Annotated in this window: 8 protein-coding genes; 3 read left to right on the forward strand and 5 right to left on the reverse strand. The window is 48.4% G+C overall.

The features are described from left to right. Positions 1–18 precede the first annotated feature (18 nt). From F453_RS0104490 to F453_RS0104505, 4 genes are all read right to left on the reverse strand, one after another. A complete protein-coding gene (locus F453_RS0104490) occupies positions 19–1431 on the reverse strand; it encodes a glycosyltransferase family 2 protein (RefSeq protein WP_018966938.1) in 1413 nt (470 codons plus the stop codon). Between the two features lie 175 nt (positions 1432–1606). Further along, on the reverse strand, positions 1607–4360 hold the full coding sequence (locus F453_RS0104495) for a golvesin C-terminal-like domain-containing protein (RefSeq protein ID WP_026292453.1): 2754 nt from the start codon (positions 4358–4360) through the stop codon (positions 1607–1609). Between the two features lie 95 nt (positions 4361–4455). Continuing rightward, on the reverse strand, positions 4456–5913 hold the full coding sequence (locus F453_RS0104500) for a sodium:solute symporter (protein ID WP_018966940.1): 1458 nt from the start codon (positions 5911–5913) through the stop codon (positions 4456–4458). Positions 5914–6021: 108 nt separating this feature from the next. Further along, entirely contained in the window at positions 6022–7275 is a 1254-nt protein-coding gene (locus F453_RS0104505) for an exo-beta-N-acetylmuramidase NamZ family protein (RefSeq protein ID WP_018966941.1), read from the reverse strand. Positions 7276–7825: 550 nt separating this feature from the next. On the opposite strand from F453_RS0104505, the gene F453_RS0104510 reads away from it, so the two are divergent. Genes F453_RS0104510 through F453_RS15645 form a run of 3 tightly spaced genes read left to right on the forward strand, consistent with a single transcriptional unit; the run spans position 7826 to position 10774 of the window. Continuing rightward, positions 7826–8752 carry a hypothetical protein gene (locus F453_RS0104510; RefSeq protein ID WP_018966942.1) on the forward strand — a complete coding sequence of 309 codons (927 nt, stop codon included), beginning with the start codon at positions 7826–7828 and terminating at the stop codon, positions 8750–8752. A 47-nt stretch (positions 8753–8799) separates the two neighbouring features. Beyond that, complete coding sequence (locus tag F453_RS14675; protein WP_148295792.1) at positions 8800–10065, forward strand: hypothetical protein; 1266 nt, start codon at positions 8800–8802, stop codon at positions 10063–10065. Continuing rightward, positions 10055–10774, forward strand: a complete 720-nt coding sequence (locus F453_RS15645) for a DUF8188 family protein (RefSeq protein ID WP_018966944.1) — start codon at positions 10055–10057, stop codon at positions 10772–10774. Before F453_RS14675 ends, F453_RS15645 begins: the two co-directional genes overlap by 11 nt. A 360-nt stretch (positions 10775–11134) precedes the next feature. On the opposite strand, the gene F453_RS0104525 is transcribed toward F453_RS15645, so the two are convergent. Beyond that, positions 11135–12946: a MutS-related protein gene (locus F453_RS0104525; protein WP_018966945.1), complete on the reverse strand. Its 1812-nt coding sequence runs from the start codon at positions 12944–12946 to the stop codon at positions 11135–11137. Positions 12947–13015: the final 69 nt, after the last annotated feature.

Here is a 13015-nt window from a genome sequence, read left to right on the forward strand (position 1 = left end):
TACCTATTATTGTCTTTTTTAGCGTTGTTTGTTGGCCGCAATACGTGCTTCCAACTCCCACGTTCTTATCCTATCCTTGTACAGGTTGTTGGCGTTTACCTTTTCGATGCTCAGTGCAGCATCGGAGTTTCCACCCCAACGGCGACACAGGTAAAGTACATCGTAGATGCGTCCAATTTGATAATGGCGCGAAATGTTTAGTCCCATGGCGTAGTCTTCACCATAACTGGTGTTGGGTAAGCCAATAGCTCGCAACACAGGAGTATAGAAAGCGCGGGGCGCACCCAGTCCGTTGATGCGTAAGGCGTTGTTTCGGCCGTTGTCGGGCGTCCACTCTTTGTGGTCGATAACGCCAGGGGGAAGTTCGTTCAGGTCGAAGTCGGTCATCATATACGAACCGATTACCATGGCGCACTTTTGCTCATAGAAGGCGTCGACGATGGTTTGCAACGTATGTTCGTCCTTATATAGGTCGTCGCTGTCTAGCTGAACGGCGAACTTTCCACAGTGAGTGGAGTTCACGCCATAGTTCCAACATCCGCCAATGCCAAGGTCGTTGCGTTCGGGAACAAGGTGCACCACGCGCCCGTCGGCTTTAAATGCGTCGATGGCTTCGGTTGTTCCGTCGGTGCTATGATTGTCGATGACGATGAGGTTGAACTTAAACTTGGTCTGTTGTTTCAATACCGACTCGATGGCGGCACCAACAGTAGCCACCCTATTACGAACGGGGATAATTACCGATGCCTCCACTTCGAACTCACCTTGGTTGAAATCGATGTCTTTGAAGTGGGGTTCGAGGTATCCACCAATCTCTTTCAGGTGTTGAGTGCATGCCTTTTCCATCTCAATTTGGCGGTCGCGGTTGCGTGGGTCAACATAATCAAACTGCTTTTCGCCGCTCTTTCTGTTGTCTTCCTCTACCTCGCTGTACAGGTATTCGTTGGCGTGTACCAGCGAGTAGCGTTGACTGAGCTTCAACCGTAGGTCGTAAAGACCAGCGTGTTGGTAGCTGTCTGTCATGCGTTGCACGCTTTCTTTGAGGGCGGCAGCATTGAAGAAGAGCACCGAACCAAAGTCGAAATCATCTCTTAACGAACCCTTTTGATAGTCGATAACGGGCGCTTTAACCTGTTCGTTACCCTTTACTTGGTAATGATCGGCGTAAACTAGGCCTGCTTCGGTGTCTTGTGCAATCTGCAAAAGGCGTTCTAAGGCCATGTATCCCAGTTCTAGCGTGGTGCTCTTGGTATAAACCAAGGCATAATCGGCATTGCTCTCGGCGGCTATTCGACGGATGGTTTCCGACTTAAACACAGGTTGGTCAAGGCAAACAACCTTGTCTACCAACTGTGAAGCACGCAAGGCCGACAGTGTTTTACCAGCCTGAGCCTCGTCTATATAAGGTACGAAACAAGTTATTTTCTTCATATCGTTGTTATTTATTAGTTTACGAGTTATGTTGGGAGTTAGGGAGAAGGAGTTAAGAAGTTATGGAGTTAAGGAGTTAAGCCAAATGCTTTGGTGGCGTTAGCCCTTTTTTCACCCTTTCAGTTTTAGGAGTTAAGCCAAATGCCTTAACGGCGTTAGCCATTTTTTCACCTTTTCACTTTTTCACCTTTTTCTCTTCTCCGGTAAACGAAGTGATGTGTCTGGCCTTTCTTTCATCCTGTTTCGAGTCGTGCGTAATGTCTTCGTGGGGCTGGCGCATAAAGAAATCGACGATGGTTTTCATCAGTTTCTCGCGACAGAAGGCCTGTGTGATGCTCTCGAAGGGGAAGCCCATGACGAACGTTTTGTAGCTGCCTTGCGAGGCAACGGCTGCACTGAGGTTGTTCTCGGGATAGCGCATCACGGTATATCCCGTTGAGTCGGCGGCCTCGAGGGCATCAGGCGACTCCACGATATATTGTTCCGAGTTCAGTGTGTTGGCGTAGTTCATCTCGCCCACACCCAGCTCTAGCGGCGAGCGCACCATGCGAACACTTCCCGTGAGGGCTGCTCGCGAGTTGCGCCACTTATATTTCAGCACCTCGGCAGCAAAACGTTGGTCGCTCTCTAAGGGCTTAGCCAAGGGGTTGCACCAAAGGTCGCTAGCTACGTATGCACCCGAAACAAACAGGTGAACGCCACGTTGGGCATACTCTGCCAATGCTTTTTGTACCTTCGCATCGAAGGTCTTAAACATCAAGGGGTGTACATTGCCACGCCCCATCTTGGTTTGGCATTGCTTACCTAGTATGTAATCAACAAAGGCGTATCCGTCTTTCGCCTTGTCGAGGCACTCGTTGGCACACGATTCAAAGCTCAAACCCGCCTTCAATATGGCCTCGCCGTGTAGTGCGGGATAGTCGAACGTGTTTCCAGCAATCACCTTTGTCTCTTCGTTTCCATAGCTATCGCCATATCCACCCGAGTCGTCGTCGAGCCAAGGCAGGCTTCGGTTAAACTCTTTTTGGCTTCCTGTGTAGCTGATGTCTTGCAGATAAGGCACGCCGTGGTCGATGTTATCTAGGAAACCGGCATACAAAGTGTCGGCAGGAGCAGGCGCAACGAAGTCGGCTGGGGCAGAAACGCGGTCGAAACCATTTACCACCAAGGCCTTTTTACCCATGCTGGCCGAGCATCGTGCCACAGCCATTGTTTCGGAGGGGAAGCTCTTTCCGCCCTTGTTCACCGCCTCAACGCGGAAGCTGCACACCACGTCGGAGGGTATGCGAGCCACATAGCGGTTGCGTTTTACCACCTTGCCGTTGTCGAATGCGCCGTTGCCCAGACGTGTATAAACGATGTATCGGTCGGGCATGGCCGATGGTTCGAGTGTGTCGGCCACGGCTTTCCACGTCAGTTCCACCTGATCGGTGCCTTTAAGCGATGCCGAAAGATGGTCTACGGGCAGTGGTGCTACCACGGGTGTTTGTCCCCTTTGGGCGCAGATAAAGCGTAACATGCCCTTGTAAATGGCCCTACTTACGGTGAAACGGAAGCGTGGGTCGAGGCCATAACGCATGTCGGCGAAGTTTTGATGCGAAAGTAATTCGAGCAACATAGCGGGAACGCGGGGGGTGCGAGCTTCGAAATACGAGGCGTCGCGACTGCCACGACTGTTCCAAAGGGGTTCGTATAGTGCGCGAATGTCGTTTAATATGCTGTTTTGTACGCTCTCGGTAAGGTCTTTGCAGAGATGTCGTGAGGCACCATTGGCAAACACGCTGTCGTAAGATTGGCTGTAATAGATGCCCAATGTACCGATAGTGCGGTCGTCTTTGGTGGTTCCGGCATCGCTGTGGAAGGCTAAAGAAAGGTCGATGGGCACGTTAAGTCCCTGTCCATCGGGGTAACATTCTGATCCGCCTGCAAGCCAGTTGACCCACATTCCACGACTTTTATAGTCGTCGGTGTAGTCGTTTTCGCCATGCGAAGCAGAGTAAACACTGTCTGGCACGCCAGCCCATTGCAGCCAATAGCGTGCTGCCTCGGTGAAGCGAGGATAGCCGCTAATGTCGGGCCTACCGATATTACCCATGCCACCGCCAAACTTCACACCGTCGGCCGTCACGATTTCGCCCACTTTTCCCGTGTTGTTGCTTAGGCTAACACGATGCTGTTGGCCTGCTTTCTCGTCAAAAACAAACTTGCCGAGGTAAATCCATGTTCCGCCACCCATCTGTTGGTTCACGCGGAAATGACTTTCCCCACCTTGGTGATGCACCGTGTAATGGGCCGTGGCGGTGCTTCCAGGCACGGTTTTATACGATACATAAACGGCATATTCGCCTGTCTTTGGCACGTTGGGCACCCATTCGGCAAGGCTCTCTTGCCCCTTCTTTATCGATTGCACGGTGCGAAACGTACCATCGCGGAAGGGATTTTGAAAGTTGGTGTACACCTTATGACGGTAGGCAAAGCCTTCGCCCTGTCCCTGTTGCCATGCCTGTTGGCCGTTGCGCTCTTTATATATGGTGTGTGGCGACAGTGTGTTGGCATCGTTGTCTACCACCACTTCATTCGTATTCCAATCTCTTTCGCGCGGCACAAGCACGTTTGCGCCCGCATTTTCGAGCATGGGTACGAGGAAAGGCAGCACGTAACTCTGCGTGTAGAGGTCTTCTACGGTTTGCAATAGACGTGCGCGCTGCCACTCCCAGCGGTCTTGTGTGCGCTCGTAATATCGGCCGTGACTATGCCAAACGGCGATATGTCTGCCCGTAAGTCCCTGCGTGGGGGTAGTGGGAACCGACATGTTGGTTACCAACGGCTGGTCGCAGCGGGGTGCGAAGGTTGTTGGAGCTACCTGCTGCGCCCATGTAGAGAGGGCAGCAAGGCAAAGGGCTACGATTGATATGTTGCGTCTAAACATCTTTATCTCCTTTCTGATGTGACTTGATGGAACTGATGTGGCTGATGGAATTGATGGAACCAATGCTGTTGACAGTTGCTCCTAACCATCTTTTGCTATATTTTTTGAGCGGTTTCGCCTCGTTTGATGAGTAGGCAAAGACCCACGAAGGTGAACAGGGCGTTGAGTATAAGCAACTCGTAACTGAAATGATAGCCGTTGAACCAAGCCTCTGAATGGCGGTCTAGTACCCAACAGAGCAGGGGCGAAGCCAAGGCCACGAGGGGTATCCAACGGTCGCGCACAGGTCGCTTTACCAATATGCCAAAGGCGAAGAGGCCCAATATTGGTCCGTAAGTGTAGCTGGCTAGGGTGTAAACGGCATCTACCACGCTGGTGTTGTTCAGCACATTGAACACGATAATAGACAAGCCCATCACCACGGCCATGCCTATGTGCACGCGTTTGCGCATTCGGGTAACTTCGCTTTCGCTGCGTTTGCCTGCCCCGAGTATGTCTACGGTGAACGAAGTGGTGAGTGCGGTGAGCGCCGAGCCTGCTGCATTATAGGCTGAAGCTGACAAACCAACGATGAACAGCACGCCAACAACGCCCGGAAGCAAGCCTCCTGTGGCGATGGTGGGGAAAAGCTGGTCGCCTGTAGCCGTTACGCCGTGGCGTGCAGCCTCTTCGTAGAGCAGCACACCTAACATCAGGAAGGCCGCAACCACGATGAATTGCAGCAGAATGCTAATCACCATGTTCTTTTGAGATTCACGACTGTTGCGACAACTTAGGTTGCGCTGCATCATATCTTGGTCTAGCCCAGTCATGGCAATGGTGGTGAAGATACCGGCAAAGAACTGCTTGAAGAAGAATTGCTTGTTGTTAACGTCGTCGAAGAAGAACATGCGGCTCATGTCGCTTTGGCTAATGTGACTCACCACGCCGCCAAACGACAGCTGTAAGTCGTCCGCGATAAACCAAATGCACAATGCCACCGATACGATAAGACAGGTGGTCTTTATCAGGTCGGCCCAAATTACCGACTTAACGCCACCCTTATGGGTGTAAAACCACACGCAACCCACCGATAAGGCCACGTTAACCCAGAAGGGGATGCCCAATGGACCGAAAGCCAGAAGCTGTAAAGTGAAGCATACGAGGAAAAGACGAACGGCCGCTCCAAGCATCTTCGAGATGAAGAAGAACCATGCTCCCGTGTGGTAAGCTTGCTGTCCGAAACGGTTACGCAGGTATTCGTAAACCGAAGTGAGCTGCAAACGATAGAATAATGGTGTGAGAACGAAGGCCACGATAAGCTGACCAGCGATAAATCCCAATACCAATTGCAGGTAGCCAAAGCCACTTTGCGACACCATACCTGGTACAGAAACGTACGTTACGCCTGAGATGCTGGCCCCAATCATGGCAAATGCCACCATGTACCACTTGCTTTGGCGACTGCCAGTGAAGAAAGCGGCATTATCCACATTGCGTCGGGCGATGCTCGAGACAAGGAACAAAACGGCGAAATAGGCTAAAACGGTTGCTAGGATTGCAATTGGGGTCATATCTTGTTGGTTTAAATATAGTTGACGAGTTGACAAGTTTACGGGTTGACAGGCTTTACAAGTTGATGAGTTCCAAGTTAAAGAGTCGCGAGCTATTGGCTTAATTCCTTACCTCTTTACTCTTTTACTCCTTCCTCCTTTACTCCTTTTACTCTTTCCTCCTTTACTACTTATTCCTTTACTACTTACTTCTTCCTCCTTATATATAAGATACTTGCGCCGCATCTCCTTATATTTCTCGAGTTCGGGTTGCCAAACGGCGCGTATTTCTTCGTTAGAGCGACCTTCCATGATCATCTTTTGCACATAGTCTACGCCCACCAGCTTGGTGAAGAAGGGTGTGAAAAAGCGCTCGCCGATATTTAAGTTGCGGTATGCGTCGATGACATACGTAAGGTCGAAGCCCCGTTTGATAATCTCTTCTTGAGGTTTGCGGCTTAAATTTACACCAAAACACAGCTGGTTTAGCTGTGGCGGATTTTTCGCGCCGGCAACACTTCGGGGTATAAAGCCATATTTATAGCCCACCATTTGGGGGTGTCCGTACTGCTGAAACGGCAGGCTGGTGCCGCGTCCAAGGCTTACAACCGTGCCTTCGAACAGGCAAATAGAAGGATAAAGGTATATGGCCTGCATGTTAGGTAGGTTTGGCGAGGGCGCGATAGGCAGCTTGTAGCGCGTGGAATGCGTATAGTTGCGGCATGCAATGATGTTGAGTTGGCATGGCTCACCACCTTCCAACCAGCCTTCGCCATTTATCATGCTCGCCATTTCGGCCAACGTTAGGCCGTGAACAACAGGAATGGGCAAAGCACCAACACCCGACTTGTACTTCATATCTAGCACCGGACCGTCTACATAGCAGCCGTTTGGGTTGGGCCTATCCAATATCATCATCGTGGTTTTAGTCTTTGCGCAGGCGTTCATCAATTGCAACATGGATATATAATAGGTGTAGAACCTCAGTCCTACGTCCTGAATGTCAACCACCAGTACGTCTGTTTCCTTCAATACTTTAATGTTAGGCGTACCGTCTTTTCCGTTATAGAGCGAAAAAATGGGCACGCCCGTTTTCTTATCGGTTGAGTTTTTCACATGTTCGCCTGCGTCGGCTGTTCCCCTGAACCCATGTTCGGGCGCAAAAACGCCCACCACATTCACGTTATTATCAATAAGCAAGTCTAAGATATGCTTGCCTTTCACCACGGCCGTATGATTGGCGAACAATGCCACTCGCTTGTCTTTCAGTGCGGGCAGATACGCATTCGTGCGTTCGTCGCCGCAAGCCACGCGTGCTTTTTGTGCCTTACCGACAACAGCGACAAGGCAAAAGAGCATCAATATCGTAACAATTTTTTTCATGTCAAGGCGGTTTTTAGTTGCTTACATGGCAAAGTTAGTGCATTTTTTTAGAATCAGAAACACGAAATTAAGTATTTTTAGATTTGTTATTGATGTTTTGCAAAAATACGGCCGATAATGATTAGGTAAATACAAACAGGTAACTTCTATAGATTTGTTTAAGCAGGCATTTGTAGGCTATAGCATAATATATGAGGTATGATACGCTTTCAGCGAGTTGTTTTATAACATGCTTTGGTGCTAGTCTTTATACTTATTATGTACCCACTCCACGGGCATGGCCGTCTTATATCCTTTTCATTTATGCTTTATCTATTGAATTAATGTTTATTGTGTATAATTTAATGTCGCATTACCAATGTGAAAAATATGTTTAATGCGAAGAATTTGATTAATGTTTTCTTGATAATGTAAAATAAAATCACTAGTTTTGCCCTTGCAGACATCTACTATGGGCATCTTGGCCAAGTCGGTTGTTATACGAAGATTTTGGCGCGATTACCTAATGCAGACATTAAACAGACTAGAATAAGAATAATCAATACACGATATGGAAAAGACATTTTGGATGAAAAAGGCATATTGGGAAGAGCTGTGTGAACGTTGCAAAGGCCTAGACCATGTTAAGTTCATCTCCCACAAGTACCGTTGCGAACAGACCATCATAAATAAGGTGGACGAAGAACCTGTATGTGCGATAAGAATGAAGTCGGACTACCTTCTTGAGTCGTTTGAGAACATAGACAAGGGAATGGTTAATGCCCGTTGTACGCTGCTAGAGCAGTTTGCTAACATCTACCCGAGTAGCTACGAAAAGCCATTGGAACTAATGAACGATTTGGAAAAGCTGAAGTGCGAAGCCGTGTTGGGTATAGACATGGGCACAGGTATAATTGAAACTGTGATAAACGAAGACGAGATGCGGGAGAAGTGGGAGGAGTATAAAACCGACCTGCTGAGTAAATATGATTTCCTCAAGTCGAAACCTGCAAGAGACAGCATGATGCAATTCGTGCAGTCTGTTGAAAAAGTCATGACAAATGGAGATCTGCTTTTGGCTGAACTTAAAAGTAAGATGTTTTTTACACTGCTATTTGGCGGCTACATTGTTGGCAAAGAAGAGTATAACAATCCCTACGATATAGAGCTGCCGTCACAACTTTTCCAAGGCATAACTGTGCCCATGAGGGTTACCCCGCGTATCATCAAAGAATCGCCTAGCAGTGTTTTGTTCGAGCGTAAGGGCGAGATAGACGAGGAAACTAAGCGAAAAAAAGAGATACGCGAAGCCTACGACACCCGTTTCAAGCCTTCTGTTGATTACTCCTTCTCCGAATACGCAGCCCGATTGTACGTTCATGCGTTGGTTAACGGTGAACAACGTTACGTGCAAGAGGCTGAGTGTAACATAACGGAAGAGGTGCTAAACAACGTGAGTATGACCATACAATATAAAATCAGAAAACTAGACGAATAATGAGTATATCGTATCTTCGACATGGAACAAACGCAGTTTGTACGAACATGACATCTCCCTATCCTGTACAAATAGGGATTGAAACATGTCCATGGAGTTTCTTATCAGGAGACGGTCTAGCCGTTTTGAATACTGATGCCCGCAAATTATCAGCATGTTTTAATTGCAAACTCCCCTATATGGCGTGGGAAGGCTTGGACTCTTACCTTTGTGGCCTTGCAATTGGGGCTGTCGCTATTGCTGGCGTTGCGCTTACAATCATGACTTGTGGGGCCGATACTATTTTTGCCTCAGTGGCAGCAATGATGATACCCACTGGCGATGCGCTGGCCACTTCGGCTGTGATGTGGGGCAGTGCGCTTCTTGTAGATGGCGAGAAACTAGGTTATGATGTAAAGCACTTTTGTGACGTTTTAAAAGACGGGCAATGGAAGATGGGGCATACGGGCACCTTTGTCAAAGGTAAGCCTGCCTTGCTCCAACATTCTTTTCTGTTATGTCCTCGTGGCGGCGTTGTCACCGTAATTCTTGATGACGATCTGGCTAAGCTGGCCGCAGAGAATATCAGTGCGGCTAACCAGAAGATCATCTCTACCGAAAAGGAGAATCAAAGGGTACAAGGTATTATCAGTGGTTTAACGGGTGGTGCAAATCCCATATCGTTGGCCGTATCCATTCTTTTCGCTTACAATGGAGGAGCAGAGGATGTAGAGTTAGATCATTATGAGATGATGAAGAATTCTACCGAGGACAAGAACTTTGAATACGACTATGCTGGTAAAATAGCAGAGACAGCTGAAGAAACAGCCGCAGGCGAAGCTACGGCAGAAGCACTTCATCAGGTGTCGCCCAATACTTTTGAAGGCGGTACATATACTGAGGCCAAAGGTAATCCCTCAGATCTAAATGAGGCCAAGAAAGCAGAGGATGCAGCAAAGGAGTCTTGTCGTAAGAAAGAAGGTGAAGCGGCCAGCCGTGATGAAAAACTAAAGAAAAGGTCTCACGGAAAGAAAAAGCCTCACCGTAAGATGAAGGGTAGGAAAATCGCAGCTCAACAAAAAGCTAGAAGAGCAAGCAAGGTTGCAAACAAGGCAGCAGAAAACACAGAGAAGATAGCGCGAAAGATGGGCAAGCAACTCTTTGAAACTCTTTTAGGGTTTGGCGTAGGAGTACTTGGTGCAGGTCTTGGCATTTGGGTTGATAGCGAAAACAAAGAGGATGAGTTTTACATGACAGAAGGCATGATTGGTGAATTACTTTTTGCTCTTCATGAGGACGATACCAAACCAAAAATAGTAGCAAATGATTTTTAAGGGTAAAGATTCATTGAAGAGACAAGGATTGTTGGCGCTTGGCAAGTTTGTTGTAGCGCCAATCTTGGTCGCATTGCTTATTCCCATAGTATACCACTTTAAAGGTAATCGTTCTGCAGTTGCTTATGTAGACACATACGTACAGAACTTTGACAGTATTTATGTCACGTTGCCGAAGGATAGGTACCTGAACATATCAGGTGGTAAAATGTTCAATATAAAAGGTATAAAGTATAATAAATTTACGGGAGAAAGAATATATATGCGTGCATCCATATTCTTTATAGAGAAGTACAAAAAGTTTTTCGAATTTATTTGGATTATAGGTGTTGAAGACTTTGTTGGTCATAAGGGGCGTCATTATGATACGGGAGGAGTTCAACAACGCCAACTAGAAGATGGCATGGTGCTTTGCGTGTATGTCAATCGCATTCAGTGGCACGACAAGAGTTATGGCACAAAAGCTAATCCCATGCCCGTGTTCCTTCACCGCTTTGTTTCGGGCGACAAGATAGACGAGCGGAACAAAGACCTGATGTATATAGACAGCATATACCCCAACGAAGATCATCTCTTGTACGACTACATGTCGCCCCGCACTGTTCGCCGCATGCGGAACACGCCCGACTCCATCAACCGCAAGTACGTCGAACACTACCTTCGTTACATCCTGCCCAAAGATGAGTTCAAGCGGCTTTTCGTTAAATAAATCCTTTGCAACATAATTAAAGAAAGGCCTGGATATAGTCCCTCTTTTATCTATAAAGTTTGCATGTAAACAGGTAATGTGATGCCTTCCATACTTGTTTACGATGCGCTGAATGAGGTGTAAAGAAACGTTTTAAGAACTCCTGTCGTGGTATATGTAAGTTGGAACCCTGTTCCAGGTTATCTGGAACATCCTTCCATGTTATCTGGAACACTGTTCCATGTGATGTGGAACAAAGTTACAGTTAAGCGATAAGGGATGAAGGACTGAATAATGATAACGCGAAAGCTCACTTCGTTGGTTTTCGGAGTTTTGCTTTCGCGTTATAAATGCTCGTTAGACGTAAGCCAAGGGCATGGCTTAGCGGTTCAATATTTTCTTTAATAAGAACGTGGCATTTTGGTTTTTGGCCACACCGCGCGTAATGCGGTACGAGTAAGTGACATCGTTGCCCAACTCAATTTCAAAGCAATAGTTGGCGAAACGAGCGCTGTCTTCGTCTTCTAGCTTAGAAAGTTCAAGGTCGTGGGTGGCTACTATGCCGCTGGCTGGCATCTGCGACATGGTTTGTAGAAACAGTCGTGAGCCGTTGAGCTTGTCGAGCGAGTTTGTTCCCTTTAATATCTCGTCGAGAATAATAAAGGTGTTGGGATGCTGTTGGCAATAGTCGATAAGCTGTTCGAGACGAAGTAGTTCGGCGTTGAAGTAAGAAATGCCATGGGTGAGGTCGTCGGTGGTGCGCATGCTGCTGAAAAGCCAGAAGCACGAGACACGCATCTCGCTGGCGAAGACGGGCAGACCCGCCATGGCCAACACGTAGTTTATGCCCACGCACCTAAGAAATGTGCTTTTGCCAGCCATGTTGGCACCCGTAACGATGTGGTATTGGCCTTGCCGAATTTGTAGGTCGTTGCCCACAGCCTTTGTGCCTAAGAAGGGGTGGCGAAGGTTGGTGGCGTGGTAAACGATGTGGGGCGTGTCTTCAATTTGTGGCTGAACGGCCTCGGGGTGGTTGTAGCGGAAAGTGCCCAACGATACGAGGGCGTCCATCTGACTTAAGCTGTCTACCCACTGCGGAAAGCGTTGCAGGTTGCTATCTTGCCATTTTAAGAACTTACGAACTAGGAAGAAATCGCTAAGGAAGAGGGCATTGGCAAACATCAGACCCAATATGTTGCTGCGACGATCTAGGCTTCCAACCGTTTGTTCCAGTTGTTTGAAGGCGTGCAATGCACCTTCTAGTTCGGTTTTCAGTTGTTTGTTTAGTGCGGCTCGCATCTCTTCGGCCGTGATAAGGGTAAGCAATTGCACACAGGCAGTAAGTTCGCTGTGCAGCAGGTTTGCCGTTTTGCTTACCGCACGCAGAGGTTTGGCACAGAGCAACATAACCGCAAAGAAGTTAATCATTCCCCACCAAATGGGGATGTTGGCATCAAGAGGCGTGAAGATGGCGAGCAAGACCGAGGCGAAGAAGCCCACGATGGAGGCACAAGCCAAGGCGAAGGGTAGGAAAGCGGTGGCAAAACGTGGTATGTTTACAGTAGAAGCCGCAGCGATGGCTTGTGTAAGGCGTGCGCTGTCTATGCCGCCTGCCTTGCCTTTGCCTTGCGCAATGAAGTGCATTCGCCATGTTTGTTTGGTGGCCAGTTCGTCTATGGCATCGCGTTTTTGTTCTACCTCGGCCTTGGCTTGTGGCGTAGAGCCAGGCAAGCAGGTGAGTGACTGTGCCAAAGAATGGCTTCCGCCAGTTGAAACAGTGCGGTTGAGGCGATGAAAAAGCGATGAACGTCCGAAGATGTCAAGGTCGAGGGCAAAGGGATGGTGCGCATCAGCATGGCATGCACCATCGTCGAAGGGGGTGAAATCGCCTTCGAGATAACGCGCCTCGTCTTCGTAGGCTTGCCTTAACTGGTCGATGGCTGTGGTTGCAGCTTCGTTTTGCACATCAAATCGCCTGATAATTACGTATAAGGCCAAGCAAACGGCAGCCAACCACAGTGTCCACGTGGCATTGTGAAGGGTGGTGGCGAGGACAATGAAGCCCAACATGGCGATGAAAGAGGTGATTTCGCCCGCCACAAAGTAGAGGTTACGGCGCTTTAAGCGCGCGAGTTGGGCTGCCAATAATGAGGCTTCAGAGCGATAGGAGTCTTTTAGGGTGGCTGATTTCATGAGCGTGAGTAGGTGTTTTTTAGGTTTTACGAGGGGTTATGGGGTTTCTAGGGATGCTAGGTTTTGAAG

The organism is Hoylesella loescheii DSM 19665 = JCM 12249 = ATCC 15930 (genome assembly GCF_000378085.1).
Classification (GTDB): Bacteria; Bacteroidota; Bacteroidia; order Bacteroidales; family Bacteroidaceae; genus Prevotella; species Prevotella loescheii.